At 72.4% G+C, this 21,890-nt stretch carries 22 protein-coding genes; 15 read left to right on the forward strand and 7 right to left on the reverse strand.

Annotation, left to right across the window (positions count from 1 at the left end; translation table 11 throughout):
• Positions 1-185: 185 nt before the first annotated feature.
• Positions 186-1,409: an MFS transporter gene (locus ACFYYN_RS33155; RefSeq protein WP_500548672.1), complete on the reverse strand. Its 1,224-nt coding sequence runs from the start codon at positions 1,407-1,409 to the stop codon at positions 186-188.
• Positions 1,410-1,487: 78 nt separating this feature from the next.
• Here ACFYYN_RS33155 and ACFYYN_RS33160 point away from each other — a divergent pair, with 78 nt between their 5' ends.
• Positions 1,488-2,462: an ArsR/SmtB family transcription factor gene (locus ACFYYN_RS33160; protein ID WP_500548673.1), complete on the forward strand. Its 975-nt coding sequence runs from the start codon at positions 1,488-1,490 to the stop codon at positions 2,460-2,462.
• Positions 2,463-2,498: 36 nt separating this feature from the next.
• On the opposite strand, the gene ACFYYN_RS33165 is transcribed toward ACFYYN_RS33160, so the two are convergent.
• Together ACFYYN_RS33165 and ACFYYN_RS33170 are read right to left on the reverse strand one after the other, a co-directional pair.
• Entirely contained in the window at positions 2,499-2,792 is a 294-nt protein-coding gene (locus tag ACFYYN_RS33165; protein ID WP_500548674.1) for an MTH1187 family thiamine-binding protein, read from the reverse strand.
• Positions 2,789-3,142 carry a DUF3817 domain-containing protein gene (locus tag ACFYYN_RS33170; protein WP_500325311.1) on the reverse strand — a complete coding sequence of 118 codons (354 nt, stop codon included), beginning with the start codon at positions 3,140-3,142 and terminating at the stop codon, positions 2,789-2,791. Before ACFYYN_RS33170 ends, ACFYYN_RS33165 begins: the two co-directional genes overlap by 4 nt.
• Positions 3,143-3,352: 210 nt before the next feature.
• Here ACFYYN_RS33170 and ACFYYN_RS33175 point away from each other — a divergent pair, with 210 nt between their 5' ends.
• From ACFYYN_RS33175 to ACFYYN_RS33195, 5 genes are all read left to right on the forward strand, one after another.
• Positions 3,353-4,180 (forward strand): DUF2127 domain-containing protein, encoded by an 828-nt coding sequence (locus ACFYYN_RS33175; protein WP_500548675.1) that lies wholly within the window; start codon positions 3,353-3,355, stop codon positions 4,178-4,180.
• Positions 4,181-4,183: 3 nt separating this feature from the next.
• Positions 4,184-4,822, forward strand: a complete 639-nt coding sequence (locus tag ACFYYN_RS33180) for an AIM24 family protein (RefSeq protein WP_500325314.1) — start codon at positions 4,184-4,186, stop codon at positions 4,820-4,822.
• Positions 4,822-5,472 carry an AIM24 family protein gene (locus tag ACFYYN_RS33185; RefSeq protein WP_499514059.1) on the forward strand — a complete coding sequence of 217 codons (651 nt, stop codon included), beginning with the start codon at positions 4,822-4,824 and terminating at the stop codon, positions 5,470-5,472. Before ACFYYN_RS33180 ends, ACFYYN_RS33185 begins: the two co-directional genes overlap by 1 nt.
• The gene (locus tag ACFYYN_RS33190; protein ID WP_500325318.1) at positions 5,469-6,245 is read left to right on the forward strand and encodes an AIM24 family protein; all 777 of its coding nucleotides are present in this window, start codon (positions 5,469-5,471) and stop codon (positions 6,243-6,245) included. Before ACFYYN_RS33185 ends, ACFYYN_RS33190 begins: the two co-directional genes overlap by 4 nt.
• A gap of 64 nt (positions 6,246-6,309) precedes the next feature.
• On the forward strand, positions 6,310-6,786 hold the full coding sequence (locus ACFYYN_RS33195; protein WP_500325319.1) for a MarR family winged helix-turn-helix transcriptional regulator: 477 nt from the start codon (positions 6,310-6,312) through the stop codon (positions 6,784-6,786).
• A 42-nt stretch (positions 6,787-6,828) separates the two neighbouring features.
• On the opposite strand, the gene meaB is transcribed toward ACFYYN_RS33195, so the two are convergent.
• Complete coding sequence (meaB, locus tag ACFYYN_RS33200; protein WP_500548676.1) at positions 6,829-7,785, reverse strand: methylmalonyl Co-A mutase-associated GTPase MeaB; 957 nt, start codon at positions 7,783-7,785, stop codon at positions 6,829-6,831.
• A gap of 160 nt (positions 7,786-7,945) precedes the next feature.
• On the reverse strand, positions 7,946-9,121 hold the full coding sequence (locus tag ACFYYN_RS33205; protein WP_500325565.1) for an acetyl-CoA C-acetyltransferase: 1,176 nt from the start codon (positions 9,119-9,121) through the stop codon (positions 7,946-7,948).
• A gap of 172 nt (positions 9,122-9,293) precedes the next feature.
• Between ACFYYN_RS33205 and mce the strand changes: the two genes are divergently transcribed.
• The 7 genes from mce to ACFYYN_RS33240 all read left to right on the forward strand — a co-directional run bounded on the left by mce (position 9,294) and on the right by ACFYYN_RS33240 (position 18,956).
• On the forward strand, positions 9,294-9,722 hold the full coding sequence (gene mce / locus ACFYYN_RS33210) for a methylmalonyl-CoA epimerase (RefSeq protein ID WP_361800906.1): 429 nt from the start codon (positions 9,294-9,296) through the stop codon (positions 9,720-9,722).
• A 178-nt stretch (positions 9,723-9,900) separates the two neighbouring features.
• Positions 9,901-13,797 (forward strand): polarized growth protein Scy, encoded by a 3,897-nt coding sequence (gene scy / locus ACFYYN_RS33215; RefSeq protein ID WP_500548677.1) that lies wholly within the window; start codon positions 9,901-9,903, stop codon positions 13,795-13,797.
• Between the two features lie 103 nt (positions 13,798-13,900).
• Positions 13,901-14,833, forward strand: a complete 933-nt coding sequence (locus ACFYYN_RS33220) for a coiled-coil domain-containing protein (RefSeq protein ID WP_018563504.1) — start codon at positions 13,901-13,903, stop codon at positions 14,831-14,833.
• 131 nt (positions 14,834-14,964) lie between these two features.
• Positions 14,965-15,951, forward strand: a complete 987-nt coding sequence (locus ACFYYN_RS33225; RefSeq protein WP_500548678.1) for an ABC transporter ATP-binding protein — start codon at positions 14,965-14,967, stop codon at positions 15,949-15,951.
• Position 15,952: 1 nt separating this feature from the next.
• The gene (locus ACFYYN_RS33230; protein WP_500325325.1) at positions 15,953-16,729 is read left to right on the forward strand and encodes an ABC transporter permease; all 777 of its coding nucleotides are present in this window, start codon (positions 15,953-15,955) and stop codon (positions 16,727-16,729) included.
• 113 nt (positions 16,730-16,842) lie between these two features.
• Positions 16,843-18,090 carry an ABC transporter ATP-binding protein gene (locus ACFYYN_RS33235; RefSeq protein ID WP_500548679.1) on the forward strand — a complete coding sequence of 416 codons (1,248 nt, stop codon included), beginning with the start codon at positions 16,843-16,845 and terminating at the stop codon, positions 18,088-18,090.
• Positions 18,087-18,956, forward strand: coding sequence for an ABC transporter permease (locus ACFYYN_RS33240; RefSeq protein WP_500548680.1), 870 nt, complete (start codon positions 18,087-18,089; stop codon positions 18,954-18,956). The genes ACFYYN_RS33235 and ACFYYN_RS33240 overlap by 4 nt, the downstream gene beginning before the upstream one ends.
• Positions 18,957-18,984: 28 nt before the next feature.
• Here the strand turns inward: ACFYYN_RS33240 and ACFYYN_RS33245 are convergent, their stop codons facing one another.
• A complete protein-coding gene (locus ACFYYN_RS33245) occupies positions 18,985-19,308 on the reverse strand; it encodes an Rv1322 family protein (protein WP_499514050.1) in 324 nt (107 codons plus the stop codon).
• 214 nt (positions 19,309-19,522) lie between these two features.
• On the opposite strand from ACFYYN_RS33245, the gene ACFYYN_RS33250 reads away from it, so the two are divergent.
• On the forward strand, positions 19,523-20,548 hold the full coding sequence (locus ACFYYN_RS33250) for an LLM class flavin-dependent oxidoreductase (RefSeq protein WP_500548681.1): 1,026 nt from the start codon (positions 19,523-19,525) through the stop codon (positions 20,546-20,548).
• Positions 20,549-20,601: 53 nt separating this feature from the next.
• Here the strand turns inward: ACFYYN_RS33250 and ACFYYN_RS33255 are convergent, their stop codons facing one another.
• Positions 20,602-20,994 (reverse strand): SCO5389 family protein, encoded by a 393-nt coding sequence (locus ACFYYN_RS33255; protein ID WP_018563511.1) that lies wholly within the window; start codon positions 20,992-20,994, stop codon positions 20,602-20,604.
• A gap of 186 nt (positions 20,995-21,180) precedes the next feature.
• On the opposite strand from ACFYYN_RS33255, the gene nucS reads away from it, so the two are divergent.
• The gene (nucS, locus tag ACFYYN_RS33260) at positions 21,181-21,843 is read left to right on the forward strand and encodes an endonuclease (protein WP_499514048.1); all 663 of its coding nucleotides are present in this window, start codon (positions 21,181-21,183) and stop codon (positions 21,841-21,843) included.
• Positions 21,844-21,890: the final 47 nt, after the last annotated feature.

Below are 21,890 nucleotides of genomic sequence, written 5' to 3' on the forward strand. Positions count from 1 at the left end.
GCCATCCCCAGACCCTGGATCGTCATCAACCCCGCCGACTGCAACGTCATCGCCCGCCCCCGCAACCCCTCCGGCACCGCCGCCACGAACCACTGAGCTGAACCTCGCCCGGCCGCCCTCGCACCGCTCGGCCCCAAGGGGCCTCACCGGCTTCGGACGCCTGCGCCGGGCTCCGCCCGGCCCCCTCACACCCCGCCGACGGCAGTCCCCCGCACCCGCGCCAGCACCAACAGGACGCACACCGTCCCCGCACCACCCGCCACCGCCGTCACCACGTGCGGCCGGACGAACTCCGCCGCCCCACCCGCCACCGCCATCCCCAGACCCTGGATCGTCATCAACCCCGCCGACTGCAACGTCATCGCCCGCCCCCGCAACCCCTCCGGCACCGCCGCCACGAACCACTGATCGAGGCCGAGGGTGTAGGCGGCCGTCAGGCCCGTGGTGAACATCGCGGCGACGGCCAGGGGCAGCGAGGGGCGCAGGGCGAAGAGGGCGTACGGGAGGAGGGAGCACGCGGCGAGGGGGACGGTGAGGCGGGCGCGGGCGGCCGGGGGCAGGAAGGCGCCCGCGAGGAGTTCGCCGAGGACGGTGCCGACGGGCATCGCGGCCATGAAGAGGCCGAGGCCCGGGGTGCCGGCGCCGATGGAGTCGGTGTACGGGGCCGCGAGCGCCTCCGGGAACACCACGAAGAACGGCTGGATCCAGCAGAGCAGCAGCAGGGACCGCACCCGGGGGTCCCGCAGCAGACGGCCGCTGCCGCCGGCGGAGCGCGCCGCGCCGCCGCCGCGCGCGGGGCGCCGCGCGGTGCCGAGGCGCAGCAGCAGGGCGGAGCCCAGGAAGGCCGCCACGGTGATCGCCAGCGCGGCCCGGGGCGGCAGGAGGACCAGCAGGAACCCGCCGACGCCGAAGCCCACGATCTGCGCGCCCTGGGCGACCATGCGGATCAGGGACCGGCCCAGCACGAAGGTGTCGCCGGGCAGGATGTCGGCCAGGCTCGCGGCCCGGGTGCCGGTGAACACCGGGGCGATCATCGCCATCACGCACCGCAGGCCGAGCAGGACCGCGATCGGCGTCCCGGGCAGCACCATCCCGGCTGCGCACGCCGCGCACAGCAGGTCGCACACGACGAGCACCCGGCGCGGCGGGAAGCGGTCGGAGATCCCGGCGAGCAGGGTGCCGCTGAGCGCGTACGGCACGAAGCCGAGCGCGAAGGTGAGCGCGGTCAGCAGCGGCGACCCGGTGAGCCGGAAGACCAGCACGGACAGCGCGATCTCGGCGACCACGGTGCCCTGGAGCGACAGTACGTGTGCCGCGAAGACCGCCCGGAACTCCCGTACGGCGAAGACCGCGCGGTAGCCGCGCCCGGCGGCCGGGCCCGCCGCTGTGGTGTCGGTGTTCAGCGTCATGGGCGCAGCCTGGCGGCCGGGACGGGGCACGCCGTAGTGTTTCGGCTCCAGCCGAAAGTCGAGGAGCAGGGGTCCGCCGTGCCGTTCCGTATGCGCTTCGGACCGGACGACCTGTTGCGCTGCCGGTTCGCGCTCTCCCCGCTGTGGGAGACCGAGGGGGCCGTCCGCACCCTGAAGGAGCCCGGGCTGCAGACGTACCACGTGCCGTGGTTGCGGCAGACCCGTGAGGCGGCCCGGGCCCTCGACCTCACCCCGCTGTGGCTGCTGATGCCCCGCCCCGGCCACAGCCCGGACTTCCTCTGCCCGCCCCCGCTGGGCCCGTCGGCGGCCATCGAGGACGAGCTCGCCCGGGTGCGGGCCACCGATCCGGAGGTCGCCCGGCAGGACATGGCCCGTTCGCTGGCGGACACCCCGGGCGCCGCCGACAGCCCGCGCGGCCGGGCGATGCTGGCCGACCCGGCGCGCGCGGTGCGGGAACTGGCGGATCTGTACGAGCGGGCCTGGGAGACGCTGGTGGCGCCGTACTGGCCCCGGCTGCGTGCCGTGCTGGAGGCCGACATCGCCTTCCGCGCACGCCGGCTGGCCGACGGCGGGCTGACGGGCCTCTTCGCCGACCTCCATCCCTCGCTGAGCTGGGCGGACGGCACCCTCACGCTGCACAAGCCGACGGAGCACGACCGGGACCTGGGCGGCGACGGCCTGGTCCTGGCGCCCAGCGTCTTCGTGTGGCCGGACCTCGCGGCGGGCTTCGACCCGCCCTGGCAGGGCACCGTCGTCTATCCGGCGCGCGGCATCGGTGGCCTGTGGCAGACCCCGCAGGCCGCCTCCGAGGCCCTGGTGCGGCTGCTCGGCGCCAACCGGGCGGCCATCCTCGGCGGTCTGGGCGAGCCGGCGACCACGACCGCGCTCGCCCACCGGCACGGCCTCGCCCTGTCATCGGTGTCGGCGCACCTGTCGGTCCTGCGGGACGCAGGGTTGCTCACCTCGCGCCGCTACGGCCACCAGGTGCTGTATGAGCGCACCCCGCTGGGCAGCGCGCTGGCCGGCGACTGACCGCCGGGACGCGGAACGCCGCGGGGTGCGGAGCGGCTACCGCGCGAGGTGCCGCTCGACGGTCTCCACCTTGGAGGTGAGCCCGTCGGTGACGCCGGGCCGGATGTCGGCCTTGAGGACCACCGAGACGCGCGGTGCCCGGGCCTCGACGGCTGCCACGGCGCGCTTGACGACGTCCATGACCTCGTCCCATTCGCCCTCGAGGGAGGTGAACATCGCGTCGGTGCGGTGGGGCAGCCCCGACTCGCGGACCACACGGACCGCGTCGGCCACGTACGCGCCGACGTCCTCGCCGACGCCGAGCGGGGTGACGGAGAAGGCGACGATCATGCCTCGACCACGCCTTCCTTGAGCTCCTTGCGCGCGCGGGCGGCGATGACACCGGCCTCGGCCTCGCGGCGGAGCCTGCGCTCGGCGAAGAAGCCGCCGGTGGGGAGGACGGACAGCACGAAGTACAGCGCGGCGCGGCCGAGCGGCCACTTGGCACGGTTCCAGGCGTCCAGCCAGAACACGACGTAGAGCACGAAGAGGACGCCGTGGATCATGCCCATGACGGGGACCGCGTTGAAGTCCGTGGTGCGCTTGAGCACCGAGCAGACCAGCAGGAGCAGGAACGAGACCGCCTCTGGGGCGGAGACCAGGCGGAGCCGGTTCAGGGCGGAGGCGGTCTTGATGTCCACGGGACCTCACTATCGGGACAGGGACTGCGGCGGGCGTGGGCACTGCGATCGAGTGTTTGTGAATGCGATCACAAGTGTTCCGCCCATTATCACCCGGCCCTCCGGCCGCCCCGCCCCCGGGGCCCCCGGGGGAACAGGTGAACCATCGGCGCGCGGGACGCGTCCCCCTCCACGACGGAAGACGAACCGCCCTCTCGAGGAAGAAGCGGGATGAAGCTGGACTGGGACCGCCGGCACTGCGCCCGGCGCGGGCACATCACGTACGCGCCCGACGAGGCGCACCTGCGGGAGCGGCTGCGCGCCGACACCGCGCTGGGAGAGGTGTGGCGCTGCCTGCGCTGCGGCGACTTCGCCCTGGGTGCGCCGCACGGTTCGGGGCCGGCCGACCGGGCGCCCGAGGTGCCGCGCGGCCGGGCGCTGCGCGACCTGTTCATCCTGCGCTTCCTGGCGGTCGAGCGGCTGCTGCGGGGGGTGTTCATCGTCGTCGCGGCCTGGGCGGTGTGGCGGTTCAGCAACTCGCAGGACTCGGTGCGCCGGTTCTTCGAGGAGAACCTCACCGTCTTCCGCCCGGTCTTCCGGCACTTCCACTACGACCTCGACCACTCCCCCGTCGTGGACACCATCCGCCGCACCTTCGAGTACCGGCACTCGACGCTGCTGATCGTGGCGGGCGCGCTGCTCGCGTACGCGGTGATCGAGATCGTCGAGGCCGTCGGCCTGTGGGCGGCCAAGCGGTGGGCGGAGTACCTGACGGTGGTGGCGACCGCGGCCTTCCTGCCGCTGGAGGTCTGGGAGCTCACCGAGAAGGTGAGCTACCTCAAGATCGGCACGCTGGTCCTCAACGTCCTCGCCGTCCTCTACATCCTGCTCTCCAAGCGGCTGTTCGGGCTGTGCGGCGGTCACGCGGCCTTCGAGGCCGAGCGCCGCGGCGCCTCGCTGCTGGAGGTCGAGGAGGCGGCGGGAGCGCCGCACGGAACCACTGCACCCCATGTGACGAGGACCCTGGTGACGGGTTCCTCCCGGACGGATACGGTCTGACCCGTGGCTCAGTTTCGATTGCAGGGCAGCAAGGTGCTCGCCGTGGACATGGCCGGCGACGCCGTCAAGGCGAAGAACGGCTCGATGGTCGCGTACGACGGCCAGATGAGCTTCAAGAAGATGTCCGGGGGCGGTGAGGGCCTGCGCGGCATGGTCACCCGGCGGCTGACCGGGGAGTCGATGGAGGTCATGGAGGTGCGCGGGCAGGGCACCTGCTACTTCGCCGACCGCGCGAGCGAGATCAACCTCGTCCGCCTGAACGGGGAGAAGCTGTACGTCGAGGCCAGCAACCTGCTCGCCACCGAGGCGGCACTGCGCACCGGCACCACCTTCACCGGCCTGCGCGGTGCCTCGCAGGGCAACGGCCTGTTCACCACCACGGTGGAGGGCGTCGGCCAGGCGGCGATCACCTCCGACGGCCCGGCCGTGGTGCTGCGCGTCGCCCCCGGCCTGCCGCTGCAGGTGGACCCGGGCGCGTACGTGGCGCACACCGGCAACCTCCAGCAGCACTTCCAGGCCGGCATCAGCTGGCGGTCGGTGATCGGCGAGTCGGGCGGCGAGTCCTTCCAGATCCGCTTCGAGGGCGACGGCCTGGTGTACGTCCAGCCCAGCGAGCGCAACACCATCGGGGGGCAGGTCTGATGCCGTTCACCCGCGTCAACTCCAAGATGGTCGAGGCCCAGGTGCTGCCGGGCCAGCGGCTGTTCAGCCAGCGCGGCGCGATGCTGGCCTACCGGGGGAACGTGAGCTTCACCCCCAACGTGCAGGGCGGCCAGGGCGGCATCGGCTCGATGATCGGCCGCCGGCTCGCCAACGAGGCGACGCCGCTGATGACCGTCGAGGGCCACGGCTCGGTGATGTTCGGCCACGGTGGCCACCACGTGCACTGCGTCGACCTGACCGGCGACACCCTGTACGTCGAGGCGGACCGGCTGCTGGCCTTCGACGGCTCGCTGCGGCAGGGCACGATGTTCATGGGGTCCCAGGGCGGCGTCATGGGCGTCATCCGCGGTCAGGTCACCGGTCAGGGCCTGTTCACCACGACCCTGCAGGGGCACGGCGCGGTCGCGGTGATGGCCCACGGCGGCGTCATCGAGCTGCCGATCACCCCGCAGCGCCCGGTGCACGTCGACCCCCAGGCGTACGTCGCCCACCGCGGCGACGTGCGCAACAAGCTGTCCACCGCGCTCGGCTGGCGCGACATGGTGGGCCGCGGTTCCGGTGAGGCGTTCCAGCTGGAGCTGTCGGGGCAGGGCACGGTCTACGTGCAGGCGAGTGAGGAGAAGCTGTGAGCACCGGACCCGTCGTCCACGACCCGTACACCCTGCCGGTCGACGACAACGTCAACCCCTACGCCTTCAGCGTCGACCTGAAGGGCCAGTGGTTCCTGCAGAAGGGGAAGATGATCGCCTACTACGGGCAGATCAGCTTCCACGGCATCGGCCACGGCGCCCTCGACGGCCTGATCCGCAGCAACTTCCACTCCCCGCTGCACGCCTCGGACTGGGTGGTTGCCGAGGGCCAGGGCAAGATGATCCTCGCCGACCGGGCGTTCGACGTGAACTCCTTCGACCTGGAGGACGGCAACCTGACCATCCGGTCGGGCAACCTGCTGGCCTTCCAGCCGGGCCTGTCGCTCAAGCAGTCGATCATCCCGGGCTTCCTCACCCTGATCGGCACGGGGAAGTTCGTGGCGGCCTCCAACGGGGCCGTGCACTTCGTCGAGCCTCCGGTCCGTGTCGACCCGCAGGCGCTGGTGGGATGGGCGGACTGCCCCTCCCCCTGCCACCATTACGACCACGGGTACATGCGCGGCGTGCTGGGCGGCCTGCGGGCGCTGACCGGCGTCGGCGGCACCTCGGGCGAGGAGCACCAGTTCGAGTTCGTCGGCGCGGGGCAGGTGCTGCTCCAGTCGAGCGAGGTCCTCATGCCCGAGCAGGCCACGGGCGCGGTCCCGCACGAGGCCGGCGTCCCGGGCGGCGGAGCGGGCGCCCCGGGCATGCCGCAGGGCGTGCCGAGGCTCCCTGGGCAGCTCGGGGACCTGCAGCGCCGCTTCGGTCTGTGAAGCTACCGACACGTATCGGGACCCCGAATAATCCGGATTTCAACTTTCTGGGTATAATTCCATCATGGAGACAGAGACCGGCACCCTTTGGCTGACCGCCGACGAGCAGCGCACCTGGCGCATCCACCTGGAGGTCAGCAAGTTGCTGACCCACCAGCTCGAACGGGACCTGCAGCCGTTCGGTCTGACGTACAACGACTACGAGATCCTGGTGAACCTCTCGGAGTCGCCCGAGCACCGCATGCGGATGAGCGACCTGGCCCGTGCCACCCTGCAGTCCAAGAGCCGGCTGTCCCACCAGATCAGCCGGATGGAGACCGCGGGCCTGGTCCGCCGCGAGAACTGCGAGTCCGACCGGCGCGGGCTGTTCGCCGTCCTCACCGAGGACGGCTGGGAGACCATGCGCAAGGTCGCCCCGCACCACGTCGTCGCCGTCCGGGAGCACTTCATCGACCTGCTCCCGGCCGAGGACCTGGCAGCACTGCGCAGGGCCCTCCACCCCGTCGCGGACCACCTGCGCGCGGTGCGCGGCAAGGCCTGACCCACCCGGCGGCCCGTTCGCCCGCGCCCCAGGGCGCGGGCCTCAGGCCTGCTCGGTGAGGCCGGCGACCAGTTCGTCGGCGGCGGCGTACGGGTCCAGCTCGCCCGCCACGATGCGCTCGGCGAGCGCGCCGAGGCGGCGGTCGCCGTGGAGGTCGCCGATGCGCTCGCGCAGCGTGGTGACGGCGATGTGCTCGACCTCCAGGGCCGCGCGGCGCAGCCGGCGCTCCGCGAGCACGCCGTGCTCCTCCATCCAGGCCCGGTGCTTCTCCAGGGCCTCGACCACCTCGTCGATGCCCTCGCCGCGGGCGGCGACCGTCCTGACGATCGGGGGGCGCCAGTCGCCCGGCCCGCGGGCCTCGCCCAGGCCCAGCATGTGGTTGAGCTCGCGGGCGGTCGCCTCGGCACCGTCCCGGTCGGCCTTGTTGACGACGTACACGTCGCCGATCTCGAGGATGCCGGCCTTCGCCGCCTGGATGCCGTCGCCCATGCCCGGCGCCAGCAGCACCACGCAGGTGTCGGCCTGGGCGGCGATCTCCACCTCGGACTGGCCGACGCCGACGGTCTCCACCAGGATCACGTCGCAGCCGGCCGCGTCGAGCACGCGGATCGCCTGCGGCGCCGCCCAGGCCAGACCGCCCAGGTGGCCGCGGGTGGCCATGGAGCGGATGTAGACGCCGGGGTCGGAGGCGTGGTCGCTCATCCGGACCCGGTCGCCGAGCAGGGCTCCCCCGCTGAACGGCGAGGAGGGGTCCACGGCCAGCACCCCGACCCGCTTCCCGGCCCGCCGGTACGCCGAGACCAGCGCGGACGTCGACGTGGACTTGCCGACGCCCGGTGAGCCGGTCAGGCCGACCACGTACGCGCCACCGGTCAGCGGCGCGAGCGCGGCCATCACCTCCCGCAGCTGCGGGGACGCCCCCTCCACCAGTGAGATCAGCCGGGCGACCGCCCGCGGGCGGCCCTGCCGTGCCTGCTCCACCAGGGTGGGGACGTCCATCGCTGTGCTCCTCTTTTTTTCAGGGCTCGGTTCGCCTCCGGTGCGCTCAGCCGTCGCCGACGGTCGACCGTGCTCGCCCGCTCGTTCCTCGTCGCGGGCTCCGCGCGCTCTCCCTTTCGGCAACGGCCGCTCCCCTTCGGCTCACTCGCCGTTCGTACTGCTACTTGCCCGGCACGCGGATGATCAGGGCGTCGCCCTGGCCGCCGCCGCCGCACAGGGCCGCCGCGCCCACGCCGCCGCCGCGGCGCTTCAGCTCCAGGGCGAGGTGCAGGACGATACGGGCACCGGACATGCCGATCGGGTGACCGAGGGCGATGGCGCCGCCGTTGACGTTCACCTTTTCAGGTGTCACGCCCAGGTCCTTCATGGACTGCACGGACACCGCCGCGAAGGCCTCGTTGATCTCGATCAGGTCCAGGTCACCGACGGACAGCCCCTCCTTCTTCAGGGCGTGCGCGATGGCGTTGGACGGCTGCGACTGCAGCGAGTTGTCCGGGCCGGCCACGTTGCCGTGGGCGCCGATCTCGGCGATCCACTCCAGGCCCAGCTCCTCGGCCTTGGCCTTGCTCATCACGACCACCGCGGCGGCGCCGTCGGAGATCTGCGAGGAGGTGCCCGCGGTGATCGTGCCCTCCTTGCTGAAAGCGGGGCGCAGCTTGGCCAGCGACTCGGCCGTGGTCTCCGCGCGGATGCCCTCGTCCTTGGCGAAGACCACCGGTTCGCCCTTGCGCTGCGGGATCTCCACCGGGGTGATCTCGGCCTCGAACAGGCCGTTCTTCTGCGCGGCGGCCGCCCGCTGGTGGGAGAGCGCGGCGATCTCGTCCTGCTCGGCGCGGCCGATGCCCAGGCGCGTGTTGTGCTTCTCGGTGGACTCGCCCATGGCGATGTCCTCGAAGGCGTCGGTGAGACCGTCGTACGCCATGGCGTCCAGCATCTGGACGGCGCCGTACTTGAAGCCCTCGCGGGACTTCGGCAGCAGGTGCGGGGCGTTGGTCATCGACTCCTGGCCGCCGGCCACGACGACGTCGAACTCACCCGCCCGGATCAACTGGTCGGCGAGGGCGATGGCGTCCAGACCGGACAGGCAGACCTTGTTGATCGTCAGCGCCGGCACGCTCATCGGGATGCCGGCCTTGACCGCGGCCTGACGGGCCGGGATCTGCCCGGCACCCGCCTGGAGCACCTGGCCCATGATCACGTACTGCACCTGGTCGCCGCCGATGCCGGCCCGGTCCAGGGCGGCCTTGATGGCGACGGCGCCGAGTTCGGCGCCGGAGAAGGTGCGCAGCGAGCCGAGCAGCCGGCCCATGGGAGTGCGCGCACCCGCGACGATCACGGACGTTCGTGCCTGGCTGGTCATGACGCGGCCCCTTTGCACGGAGGGAAGGTTAACGATGGTTTTCGAGGGTGCTGTCAATGTACTGAGGGGTGGAGCCGGCGGTCACCCGGCAGACGGTGTGATCGCGCGCACGTTGCGTGACCATGCGGACCGGCGGTCCACTGGAGTCATGCTGACGCGAATCGACCACATCGGCATCGCCTGCTTCGACCTCGACAAGACCGTCGAGTTCTACCGTGCCACCTACGGCTTCGAGGTGTTCCACACCGAGGTGAACGAGGAACAGGGCGTGCGCGAGGCCATGCTCAAGATCAACGAGACCTCCGACGGCGGGGCCTCCTACCTCCAGCTGCTGGAGCCCACCCGCGAGGACTCCACCGTCGCCAAGTGGCTGGCCAAGAACGGAGAGGGGGTGCACCACATCGCCTTCGGGACCGAGGACGTCGACGGGGACGCGGCGGCCGTCCGCGACAAGGGCGTGCGGGTGCTCTACGACAGCCCGCGCACGGGTTCCATGGGGTCGCGGATCACCTTCCTGCACCCCAAGGACTGCCACGGTGTGCTCACCGAGCTCGTCACCTCGGCCAAGGACCACTGACCGGAGACGACTCGCCCCGGTAGAGTGGCCTGGCGACCCCGGGGTGGGCTGGGGTACCTGCCCGCGCTTCGGCGTGGGATCGGACACAATTCTCCGCAAGGCCCCGCGGTAAACGGGGCCCCGGGGAATCTCACTCGGTTGGCGGGTGGGTACACCAGGAGACGGATGGGACCGCGGAGTGCGGGGCTACGACCGCTACGAGGTTGAGGACGACCACCTCTCGCAGTTCGAGGCCGAGATGGAGCGGCTTCGTAAGGAGCGGGACAAGGTCGTCCAGCATGCCGACGACCTCGGCTACCAGGTCGAGGTGCTGCGCGCCAAGCTGCACGAGGCGCGCCGTAACCTCGCGACGCGTCCTGCCTACGACAACCTCGGCCACCAGGCCGACCAGTTGCTGCGCAACGCCCAGATCCAGGCCGACCAGCTGCGCGCCGACGCCGAGCGGGAGCTGCGCGAGGCGCGCGCGGCCACCCAGCGGCTGCTCCAGGAGCAGGCCGAGCACCAGGCCCGGGTGGAGGCCGAGTGGCACGCCGAGGCCGTCGCCCGGCGCCGGCGGCTGGACGAGGAACTGGCGGATCGCCGCACCAACGTCGAGAGCCACGTCAACGAGAACGTGGCCTGGGCCGAGCAGCTGCGCGCCCGTGCCGAGGCGCAGGCGCGCCGGCTCATGGAGGAGACCCGCGCGGAGTCGGAGGCCGCGCTGGCCGCCGCCCGCGCCGAGGCCCAGCGGATCGCCGAGGGCGCCCGCGACCGGCTGGAGTCGGAGTCCGCGACCGCCCGCGCCGAGGCCGACCAGTTGCTGCGCCGCGCCCGCGCGGACGCCGAGCGGCTGCTGAACGCCGCGGCCAGCCAGGCCCAGGAGGCCACCACCCAGGCCGAGCAGCTGCGCGCCTCCACCCAGAGCGACACCGAACACGCCCGCACCCAGGCCGGCGAGCTCTCCCGCTCCGCCGAGGAGAAGCTGCGCGAGGCCCAGGAGAAGCTGCGCGAGGCGCAGAGCGAGTCCGACCGGCTGCGCGAGGAGGCCGCGGCCAACGCCGCCAAGCGGCTGGCCACCGTCGACGCCGACAACGAGCAGCGCACCCGTACGGCCAAGGCCGAGGTGGCCCGGCTGGTCGCCGAGGCCACCAAGGAGGCGGAGGCCGCCAAGGCCGAGGCCGAGCAGATCCTCGCCGACGCCAGGACCGAGGCCGAACGGCTGCACAGCCAGGCCCAGGAGACCGCCAAGTCCGAGGCGGCCGAGGACGCGGCGGCGGCCCTCGCCAAGGCGGCCCGCACCGCCGAGGAGGTCCTCAACAAGGCCACTGAGGACGCCCGTGCCACCACCCGCGCGGCGAGCGAGGAGGCCGAGCGCATCCGCCGCGAGGCGGAGACCGAGGCGGACCGGCTGCGCGGCCAGGCCGAGGAGTCGGCCGAGGAGCTGCTCGGCACCGCCAAGGACGACACCAAGGAGTACCGCGCCAAGACGGTCGAGCTGCAGGAGGAGGCCCGCAGGCTGCGCGGCGAGGCCGAGCAGCTGCGCGCCGAGGCGGTCGCCGAGGGCGAGCGCATCCGCGGCGAGGCGCGGCGCGAGGCCGTGCAGCAGATCGAGGAGGCGGCCCGGTCCGCCGAGGAGCTGCTGACCAAGGCGAAGGCCGAGGCCGCGGAGCACCGGCAGAAGGCGACCGTCGACTCCGAGAAGGCCCGTACCGAGGCGATCGAGCGCGCCGCCGCGCTGCGCAGGCAGGCCGACGAGCTGCTCGAGCGCGCCCGGGGCGAGGCCGAGCAGATGCGCACCGAGGCCGAGCAGCAGGCCGAGCAGGTACGGGAGGACGCCGAGGGCGCCGGCCAGGTGCTGCGCGAGGAGGCCGAACGGGCCGCCCAGCGGCTGCGCGACGACGCCGAGGCCGATCTGGTCCGGCTGCGCGAGGAGGCCGAGCGCCGCATCACCGCGGCCGAGGAGGCGCTGCGCGAGGCCCGCACCGAGGCGGAGCGGCTGCGCCGCGAGACCGCCGAGGAGGCGGCCACGCTGCGCACGGAGGTCGCCGAGCGCGTCAGGGCGCTGCAGGAGCAGGCCGAGCAGGAGACGGTGCGGCTGCGGGACGAGGCCGCGGCCGACGCGTCGCAGACCCGGGCCGAGGCCGAGCAGCTCGCCGTCCGGCTGCGGGGCGACGCCGCCGCCGAGGCCGAGCAGTTGCGCACCGAGGCGCAGGAGACCGCCGACCGCCTCCGCTCGGAGGCGCAGGAGACCGCGGGACGGTTGCGGGCCGAGGCGGCCGAGGCGCTGTCCGCCGCCCAGGAGGAGGCCGCACGCCGCCGCCGCGAGGCCGAGGAGTTGCTGGCCGCGGCCCGCGGCGAGGCGGAGCAGGAACGCGCCCAGGCCGGTCGCGAGGGCGAGGAGCTGCTGGCGGCCGCCCGCAAGCGGGTGGAGGAGGCCGGCGCCGAGGCGGAACGGCTGGTCGCCGAGGCCGAGCGGCACGCCGCCGAGCTGGTCGGCGCGGCCGAGCAGACCGCCCAGCAGGTGCGGGACTCGGTCAACGGGCTGCACGAGCAGGCCGAGGAGGAGATCGCCGGGCTGCGCTCGGCGGCCGAGCACGCCGCGGAACGCCTGCGGTCCGAGGCCCAGGAGGCCGCGGACCGGCTGCACGCGGACGCCAACGCCGAGCGCGAGCGCGCCACCGAGGACGCCCAGCGGCTGCGGCGCGAGTCGCAGGAGGAGGCCGAGGAGGCCCGGCAGCTCGCCGACCGCACCGTCGGCGAGGCGATCGAGGAGGCCGACCGGCTGCGGGTGGAGACCCGCGACGAGTCCAACCGGCAGCGGGTGGAGGCCGCGGAACAGGCCGACCGGCTGCTCACCGAGGCGATCGAGGAGGCCGACCGGCTCCGCGCCGACGCCGCCGCCCGGGCCGAGGAGACCGTGGGCAAGGCGCAGCGCGACGCCGAGCGGCTGGGCATCCTGGCCAAGGACGCCCTCGACTCCGCCGAGCGCGACGCCGAGGAGCGCCGCCGTGCGGCCGAGGAGGCGCTGGGCACCGCCGAGGCGGAGGCCCGCCGCATCCTCGACGAGGCGCGCGACGAGGCCAACAAGCGCCGCACGGAAGCGGCCCAGCAGGCCGACCAGCTGATCACCAGGGCCCGCGCCGAGGCGGAGCGGCTGGGCATCCTCGCCAAGGACGCACTCGACTCCGCCGAGCGCGACGCCGAGGCGGCCCGCTCGGAGTCCGACCGGATCCGGGACGAGGCGCGCGAGGACGCCAACAAGCGCCGCGCCGAGGCCGCGGGGCAGGCGGACGAGCTGATCTCCCAGGCGCAGGGCGAGGCGCTCAAGATCGGCACCACCGCGGAGGAGCAGGCCGACACGATGGTCGGCGCCGCCCGCAAGGAGGCCGACCGGATCGTCGGCGAGGCCACCGCCGAGAGCAACGGCATGGTGGAGCGGGCCCGTACGGACGCCGACACGCTGCTGGAGGAGGCCCGCAGGGACGCCACCGCCATCCGCGAGCGCGCGGAGGAGCTGCGGCAGCGCGTCGAGGCCGAGGTCGAGGAACTGCACGAGCGGGCCCGTAGCGAGTCGGCCGCCACGATGAAGTCGGCGGGCGAGCGGGTCGACAAGCTGGTCGAGGCCGCCACCGAGCAGCTGGAGAAGGCCGAGGCCAAGGCCCGCGAGCTGGTCACGGACGCCGAGGCCAGGGCCGAGGAGACCCGGTCCACCGCGAGCGCGGAGGCCAGCAAGGTCCGCATCGCCGCGGTGAAGAAGGCCGAGGAGCTGCTCAAGGGGGCCGAGCAGAAGAAGAACGACGCGGAGCGGGAGGCGGAGCGGGTGCGGAGCGAGGCCCGCGTCGAGGCCGAGCGCATCGTGACCGAAGGCAAGAAGGAGCTCGAGGTGCTGAGCCGGCGCCGCCAGGACATCAACGCGGAGATCACCCGTGTGCAGGATGTCCTTGAGGCACTGGAGTCATTCCAGCAGCCGATCGACGGGGGAAAGAGCAACAGTCAGAACGCCACGCAGAACGGTAAGAACACGGTCACTGCAGGTGCAGCGGCCGGCACGACCCGGACAGGGAGCAAGCGGTCCGACGATGCGCCACTCGATTGAGCGGTCATTGTGCACAGTTACTGGACAGTGACTGTAAGACACGCCGCTTGGGCCCCTAGGATTCCCCCTATCACCCCACCCGGTCTGAATTGACAGGAACCCCATGAGCGACACTTCCTCCCCCTTCGGCTTCGAGCTCGTGCGGCGCGGATACGACCGCGGGCAGGTGGACGACCGCATCACCAAGCTCGTCGCCGACCGTGACAGTGCACTGGCCCGGATCAATGCGCTGGAGAAGCGCATCGAGGAACTCCACCTCGAGACCCAGAACGCGCAGGCGCAGGTCAACGACGCCGAGCCGTCGTACGCCGGTCTCGGCGCGCGGGTGGAGAAGATCCTCCGCCTCGCCGAGGAGGAGGCGAAGGACCTGCGCGAGGAGGCCCGCCGGGCCGCCGAGCAGCACCGCGAGCTGGCCGAGTCCGCCGCCACCCAGGTGCGCAACGACGCCGAGTCCTACGCCGCCGAGCGCAAGACCAAGGCCGAGGACGAGGGCGAGCGCATCGTCGAGAAGGCCAAGGGTGAGGCCGGCCAGCTGCGCGCCGACGCGCAGAAGGACGCGCAGGCCAAGCGCGAGGAGGCGGACGCCCTCTTCGAGGAGACCCGCGCCAAGGCGGCCCAGGCCGCGGCCGACTTCGAGACCAACCTGGCCAAGCGCCGCGAGCAGTCCGAGCGTGACCTGGCGTCCCGTCAGGCCAAGGCCGAGAAGCGCCTCGCCGAGATCGAGCACCGCGCCGAGCAGCTCCGCCTGGAGGCCGAGAAGCTGCGCACCGACGCCGAGCGCCGGGCCCGCCAGACGGTGGAGACCGCGCAGCGCCAGGCCGAGGACATCGTGGCCGACGCGAACGCCAAGGCGGACCGCATCCGCAGCGAATCCGAGCGCGAGCTGGCGGCGCTCACCAACCGCCGCGACAGCATCAACGCCCAGCTGACCAACGTCCGCGAGATGCTGGCCACGCTGACCGGTGCGGCGGTCGCCGCGGCCGGCGCCCCCGCCGACGACGAGCCCGTGTCGCGCGGCGTCCCGGCCCAGCGCTGACGTCCCACCGGTCTTCCGGAGCACATCGAGCCCCCTGTCCCCTCGGCAGGGGGCTCGGTCGTGTGCGGGAGCGCAAACGGGGGCGTGAATTCCGCGTGCATCGCGCGCCGCGGCCAAATAGTGTATGCGGCATGATCGAGCTGCAGGGGCTGACCAAGCGGTACGGCGACAAGACCGCGGTGGACGACCTCACCTTCACGGTGCGGCCGGGGGTGGTGACCGGCTTCCTCGGCCCCAACGGGGCGGGCAAGTCGACGACGATGCGCATGATGCTGGACCTGGACAATCCGACCAGCGGCAGCATCCGCATCGACGGCAAGCACTACCGCGAACTCCACGAACCGCTCAAGCACATCGGGGCGTTGCTCGAGGCCAAGGCCATCCACGGCGGCCGCACGGCGTACAACCACCTGCTGTGCCTGGCCCAGTCCAACCGCATCCCGGCCCGCCGGGTCGACGAGGTGCTGGAGACCGTCGGTCTCGCGCCCGTCGCCAAGAAGCGTTCCAAGGGGTTCTCCCTCGGCATGGGACAGCGTCTCGGCATCGCCGCGGCGCTGCTGGGCGACCCCGAGATCCTGATGTTCGACGAGCCGGTCAACGGACTGGACCCGGAGGGCATCCACTGGATCCGCAACCTGATGAAGGGGCTGGCCGCGCAGGGCCGCACGGTCTTCGTCTCCAGCCACCTCATGAGCGAGATGGCGCTCACCGCCGAGCACCTGATCGTGATCGGCCGCGGCAAGCTGATGGCGGACACGACGATGGCGGACTTCATCACCGAGAACTCCCGCTCCTACGTGCGCGTCCGCACCCCCGAGCCGGAGAAGTTCAGGGACGCGCTGGCGGCCGCGTCGATCACCTCGGTGGTCGACGACGAGGGCGCCTTCGAGATCGAGGGCGCGGAGTCCGCCAAGATCGGTGAACTCGCCGCCCGGCACCAACTGGTGCTGCACGAGCTCAGCCCCCAGCAGGCCTCCCTGGAGCAGGCCTTCATGCAACTCACCGCCGAGTCGGTGGAGTACCACGCCGGTGGGGCCGCGGCGGAGGCCGGCGAGGCCGCGGCTCCCACGTCCCAGTGGGGCGCCGCCTGGAACACGCACACCGGAAAGGAAGCCTGACATGGCAGCGACCACCGCTGTTCTGCAGTCGGAGTGGACCAAGGTCAGGACCGTCCGGTCGACCGTGTGGACGCTGGCGTCCGCCGCCGTCCTGACCATCGTCATCAGCGGTCTGTTCTGCCTGCTCTTCCGCACCCAGTGGGACACCATCGAAGAGGGCGCCCGCGCCCAGTTCGACGCCACCGCCCAGAGCCTGTCCGGTCTCTTCCTCGGTCAGCTCGCGCTGATCACCTTCGGCGTGCTGATCATCTCCAGCGAGTACAGCACGGGCATGATCAGGGCCTCGCTCTCGGCGGTACCGCAGCGTGCGACGTTCTACCTCTCCAAGGTCGCCGTCGCCGCCGGCATCACCTTCGTCCTCGGGGTGATCGTCAGCTTCGTCTCCTTCTTCATCGGGCAGGCCGTCCTCGGCGGTGACCTCGACACCTCGATCAGCGATCCGGGGGTGCTGCGCGCGGTCTTCGGGGCCGGCCTCTACATGACGCTGATGGTGCTCTTCGCGGTCGGCGTCGCGACGATGCTGCGCAGCCCGCTGGTCTCACTGGGCATCCTCATCCCCTTCTTCTTCCTGATCTCCGGGATCCTCTCGGCCGTGCCGGGCGCCAAGGAGGTGGCCCGGTACTTCCCGGACCAGGCCGGCAGCAAGATCATGCGGGCCACGATCGCCCCGGACGACCCCGCCCCGTACAGCGCGTGGGGCGGACTCGGCATCATGGCGCTGTGGGTGGTCGTCGCGCTGATCGGCGGCTACGCGCTGCTGAAGAAGCGGGACGCCTGACCGTTCCCGGGCAATTCCGGCCTCACGGGGCGGGAACCGATCCCGCCCCGCTAGCCTCCTAATCCTCATGGGGGCGAGCGCCGCCCCGCGGACGGTTCGTCGAGGGGCGGAGCATGATCGAGGCAGTCGGCCTCACCAAGACCTACGGCAGCAAGACAGCCGTGTACAACCTGTCCTTCCAGGTGCGGCCCGGCATGGTGACCGGCTTCCTGGGGCCCAACGGCTCCGGGAAGTCGACCACGATGCGGATGATCCTGGGCCTGGACACGCCCACGGCCGGACGCGTGACCGTCGGCGGACAGCCGTTCCGGCAGCTGCCCAACGCCCCGCGCCGGGTGGGCGCGCTGCTGGACGCCAAGGCCGTGCACGGCGGGCGCAGCGCACGCCAGCACCTGCTGTGCCTGGCGCAGTTGTCCGGGATCCCGGCCCGCCGGGTGGACGAGGTGCTGGGCGTGGTGGGCCTGCAGGAGGTCGCGCGCAGGCGCTCCAAGGGCTTCTCGCTCGGCATGGGGCAGCGCCTCGGCATCGCGGCGGCGCTGCTGGGCGACCCCGAGGTGCTGCTCTTCGACGAGCCGGTCAACGGTCTGGACCCGGAGGGCATCCACTGGGTGCGCCATCTGATGCGCAAGCTCGCCTCGGAGGGCCGTACGGTCTTCGTCTCCTCGCACCTGATGAGCGAGATGGCGCTCACCGCGGACCACCTGATCGTGATCGGCCGCGGGCAGCTGCTGGCCGACATGAGCGTCAAGGACTTCATCGCCCGCAACTCCACCGGCTTCGCCGTGGTCCGCACCCCGGACGTGGCCGCGGACCGGGACAGGCTCACGAAGGCGCTGACCGAGGCGGGCGCGCAGGTGCAGCAGGAACAGGACGGCGCGCTGCGCGTGACCGGTCTTGAACTGCCGCGGATCAGCGACATCGCGCACGAGTCCGAGGTGCGGCTGTGGGAGCTCTCGCCCCACCAGGCCTCGCTCGAGGAGGCCTACATGCGCCTCACCAACAGCGCCGTCGACTACCGCTCCACCGCCGACCCGCGGCAGGGCCTGCAGCAGCCCGGCGGTGCGCCGGCCCCCGGCGGCTGGGGCATGCCGCCGCAGGCGCCCTACCCGCAGCCCGTCCCGCAGCAGCCGCCGTACGGGTACGGCTACGGGCACCCGCAGCCCCCGGTGCAGCCGTACGCGGCGCCGGTGCCGCCGGCCCCCGGCGCGGCGCCGACCGCGCCCGTGAACCCGTACGCGCAGCCGCCCGTGCCGCCCGGCGCCCCCGTACCGCCGGCGGTGCCCGCCGCTCCGGCGGCTCCCGCGGCTCCCGCCGCCCCGCCCGCCCCGCAGCCGACCCAGCCCGTCGAGGACGCCCGATGACTGCCCCCGTCCACAGCCCGGCTCCGCAGTTCTCCTCCACCGTCCCGGTGCAGAGGACCCACCTCGGCCACGCGCTGAAGTCCGAGTGGACCAAGATCCGTACGGTGCGCTCCACGCTGTGGACGCTCGGCGTCATGCTGCTGCTGATCCTCGGCATCAACCTGCTCGTCGTCGGCCTGGGCTCGACCGAGAACGTCTCCGACCCGGTGCTCGGCTTCGGCCTGTTCGGGGTGCTCCTCGGCCAGCTCTGCGTCATGACGCTCGGCGTGCTGGTGATCAGTTCCGAGTACGGCACGGGCATGATCCGCACGACCCTCACCGCGTGCCCGCAGCGCGGCCGGGTGCTCACCGCGAAGGCGATCGTCTTCTTCGCGCTGACCTTCACCGTCACCACCGTGGCCTGCGCGCTCACCGCGCTGATGAACTACGCCACCTTCGGCGGCAGGTCCGTGGGCGACGACACCTACGTGGGCGCCCGGCTCGTCATCGAGGACGGCCTCACCACCGCCAGCGGCACCCAGTGGCTGGGCGCCACCGTCGGCGTCGGCCTGTACGTGGCGCTGCTCGGGCTGCTCTCGCTGGCCGTCGGCGCGCTGCTGCGGCACTCCGCGGGCGCGATCACCACGATGATGGGCGTGGTCCTGCTGCCGCTGATCATCGCGATCTTCATGCAGTCGGACAGCCTCCGCAAGGTGCAGGAGAAGCTGATCGAGTACTCCTCCCCCAACGCCATCGCGTCGCTCTACCAGATGCCGATGCTGGAGAACGGCGACGCCGACGGCGTGCGCCAGTTGGTCGGGCTCGCGATCATCACGGCCGTCGCCCTGGGCGCGGCCTACGCGGCGCTCGCCAAGCGCGACGTCTGACCCGGGACACCGGGCTTCCGCCCCACGGTCAGTACCGGGGGGCGTTCCGGGACCGCTGGAGCCGTGCGCTCCGGCGGTCCCTGGCGTTCCAACAGGCGGTGTGCCAGTGGCGCCGGTCCTCCACGCCGCCGTGCTCCGGCCAGGCCACCAGGTGCCCGACGCCCGGCGGGATCTCCTGGTCGCAACCGGGGCAGCGGTAGTGCTTGCCACCCGGACTCCCGCTCAGCTGGCGGACGGTCCACTGCTCGCCCTGCCAGCTCTCCACACGCTCCGGGCCCCTGGCCGGTCCGGCCTCGGGACGCTCCTCGGCTCTGCCGGCGGCGCCTCGGGGGCGGTTTCGGCGCGGGGACACGGGCACGCACCTCATGCGGTTCGGGGGACTCGGGGCCGCCAACCAGCGTACGCGTAGCGCGGACCGTGCCGGGTACCCGGTCGGGGAACCCCCCATTCCGGCCATCGCCGAGAAAATCATGAAATCGCGGTGCGCGGACCGTGCCTTTGGCACGTGTCAGGCGTTAGTGCCAGTAGGGGAGCCGTGTCGGCCACCGAGGAAGGTGTGAAGCACGATGCGTGTCGGTACTTTCGTCCTCGCCGCCCAGTTCCCGGGGCAGGGACCGGGGGAGGCGCTGCACCGCGCGGTGCGGTCCGCAGAGGCGGCGGAGAAGGCCGGGCTGGACTCCGTATGGCTGGCGGAGCACCACTTCGTGCCGTACGGCGTGTGCCCGTCGGCCGTGACGCTCGCCGCGCTGCTGCTGGGCAGGACGCGCCGGATCGGGATCGGTACGGCCGTGAGCGTCCTGCCGACCGCGCACCCCGTGGCGCTCGGCGAGCAGGCGGCGCTGCTGCACATCGCCTCGCACGGCCGTTTCACGCTGGGCGTGGGCCGCGGCGGCCCCTGGGTGGACCTGGAGGTCTTCGGCGCCGGACTCGCCGCCTTCGAGAAGGGTTTCCCCGAGTCGCTGGACCTGCTGCTGCGCTGGCTCCGCGAGCCGCGCGTGGGGGCCTCGGGTGAACGATTCGCCTTCCGCGAGGTCGACGTCGTACCGCGGGCGGACGAGTTCGAGGAGCCCAGCGGGCCGCCGGTCGTCGTCGCCTGCACCTCGCCGGGCAGCGTCCGGCTCGCGGCACGCAGGGGTCTGCCGATGCTGCTCGGCATGCACTGCGGTGACGAGGACAAAGCTGCCATGGTCGCAATGTGGCAGGCCGAGGCGCGCGATGCGGGGCTTTCACCCGAAATGGTGGCCACGGCGGAACATGTCTCCGCGGGCGTCGTACAGATCGCGGACCGCCGTGCGGACGCCGTGGAGACCCTCACCAAGGCGATGCCCGGCTGGCTCCAGCGGGGTCTCGCCGCGCACCGCACGGTCGACGGCCGGCCCCGGACGATGCGCGATCCGCTCGCCTACACCGAACTCCTCTGCGACCTCCACCCCGTGGGCCCGCCCGCGCTGTGCGCCGACCGGCTGGCCGCCACCGCCGAGCGGACGGGCATCAGCCGCTTCGCCCTGCTCGTCGAGGGCTCCGGCGATCTCGCGGCCACCGAGGAGAACGTGGCGCGGCTCGGCAGCGAAGTGCTCCCGCAATTGGCCTGATTGAAACATCAAAGAGCAGTGGTGCGACCAACGGCGGGAGCACCCTGCCCGGTTCAGCAGTCCCGCAGCTCCGGGGACTGGTTCAGCAGCTGTGCGCGTACGGAGGTGAAGGTGGCGTAACGCCCGTCGACCGCCGGGTCCAGCGGGAACACCGCGACCCGGTGGCAGTTCTGGAACGCCAGCCGGACCCCGAAGTGCCGCTGCAGGGCCCCCCGTATCGCGTCACTCGCCAGGGCGCGGAGCAGCTGCCCGCGCGCGTGCTCGTCCGGCGGAGGTACCTGGTTGTCGGCGAACTCGCCGCCGTCCACCTTGAGTTGTGCCGCCAGAGAGCTGATCATGTCCCATGCGTAAGGCAGGGAAGTCCGGACGCAGTCGACGAATTCCCGTTCGTCGACCTCGCCTCGCTCGGCCTGTTCGAGGAGGGCCGGTGAGACGTCGAGCGACATGAGTACTCCTCTCGTGACCCCCCTGTCCGAGGAGTCAGACGGACTACGGAGAGAAGCCGCCCAGAGTTCTCCCGCGCGACGGCTTCCACCCACAACCGTAGGCGGAGAGGTCCCATGACACTAGGCGCGAGCGCTCACAACAGGCCATTTTCCGACCGCGCCCGGTAGCGAGTAACGTTGCCGACCATGCGTCTCGTCATCGCCCGTTGCTCCGTGGACTACGCGGGCCGGCTCTCCGCCCATCTGCCGTCGGCCACCAGGCTGCTCCTGGTCAAGGCCGACGGCAGCGTCTCCGTCCACGCCGACGACCGTGCCTACAAGCCGCTGAACTGGATGTCGCCGCCCTGCACGCTCAAGGAGGGTGAGGACGGGGTCTGGACGGTCACCAACAAGGCCGGCGAGCAGCTGATCATCACCATCGAGGACGTGCTGCACGACTCCACGCACGAACTCGGGGTCGACCCCGGCCTGATCAAGGACGGCGTCGAGGCCCACCTCCAGGAGCTGCTGGCCGACCGCATGGAGGTGCTCGGCGAGGGCTGGAGCCTCGTCCGCCGCGAGTACCCGACGGCCATCGGCCCGGTGGACATCCTGGGCCGGGACGCGTCCGGCACGACCGTCGCCGTCGAGATCAAGCGCCGCGGAGAGATCGACGGCGTCGAGCAGCTCACCCGCTACCTCGAACTCCTCAACCGGGACCCACTGCTCGCGCCCGTGAAGGGCGTCTTCGCGGCCCAGGAGATCAAGCCGCAGGCGCGCGTCCTCGCCACGGACCGCGGCATCGACTGCGTCGTCCTCGACTACGACGCGCTGCGCGGCATCGAGGACGACAAGCTCCGCCTCTTCTGACCCCAGGTCCCGGAACGGCCGCGGGCACGCACCACGGCGCGGCCCGG

The sequence above is a fragment of the Streptomyces sp. NPDC001902 genome (assembly GCF_042891295.1).
Classification (GTDB): Bacteria; Actinomycetota; Actinomycetes; order Streptomycetales; family Streptomycetaceae; genus Actinacidiphila.

Bases quoted from the DNA above. Each gene is read 5' to 3' on its own strand.
- ACFYYN_RS33225 (WP_500548678.1), top strand. From the start codon at position 14,965: ATGATCGAGCTGCAGGGGCTGACCAAGCGGTACGGCGACAAGACCGCG.
- ACFYYN_RS33255 (WP_018563511.1), bottom strand. From the start codon at position 20,994: ATGTCGCTCGACGTCTCACCGGCCCTCCTCGAACAGGCCGAGCGAGGC.
- ACFYYN_RS33250 (WP_500548681.1), top strand. From the start codon at position 19,523: ATGCGTGTCGGTACTTTCGTCCTCGCCGCCCAGTTCCCGGGGCAGGGA.
- ACFYYN_RS33235 (WP_500548679.1), top strand. From the start codon at position 16,843: ATGATCGAGGCAGTCGGCCTCACCAAGACCTACGGCAGCAAGACAGCC.
- meaB (WP_500548676.1), bottom strand. From the start codon at position 7,785: ATGGACGTCCCCACCCTGGTGGAGCAGGCACGGCAGGGCCGCCCGCGG.
- mce (WP_361800906.1), top strand. From the start codon at position 9,294: ATGCTGACGCGAATCGACCACATCGGCATCGCCTGCTTCGACCTCGAC.
- ACFYYN_RS33175 (WP_500548675.1), top strand. From the start codon at position 3,353: ATGAAGCTGGACTGGGACCGCCGGCACTGCGCCCGGCGCGGGCACATC.
- ACFYYN_RS33220 (WP_018563504.1), top strand. From the start codon at position 13,901: ATGAGCGACACTTCCTCCCCCTTCGGCTTCGAGCTCGTGCGGCGCGGA.
- nucS (WP_499514048.1), top strand. From the start codon at position 21,181: ATGCGTCTCGTCATCGCCCGTTGCTCCGTGGACTACGCGGGCCGGCTC.
- ACFYYN_RS33240 (WP_500548680.1), top strand. From the start codon at position 18,087: ATGACTGCCCCCGTCCACAGCCCGGCTCCGCAGTTCTCCTCCACCGTC.
- ACFYYN_RS33155 (WP_500548672.1), bottom strand. From the start codon at position 1,409: ATGACGCTGAACACCGACACCACAGCGGCGGGCCCGGCCGCCGGGCGC.
- ACFYYN_RS33185 (WP_499514059.1), top strand. From the start codon at position 4,822: ATGCCGTTCACCCGCGTCAACTCCAAGATGGTCGAGGCCCAGGTGCTG.
- ACFYYN_RS33230 (WP_500325325.1), top strand. From the start codon at position 15,953: ATGGCAGCGACCACCGCTGTTCTGCAGTCGGAGTGGACCAAGGTCAGG.
- ACFYYN_RS33195 (WP_500325319.1), top strand. From the start codon at position 6,310: ATGGAGACAGAGACCGGCACCCTTTGGCTGACCGCCGACGAGCAGCGC.
- ACFYYN_RS33165 (WP_500548674.1), bottom strand. From the start codon at position 2,792: ATGATCGTCGCCTTCTCCGTCACCCCGCTCGGCGTCGGCGAGGACGTC.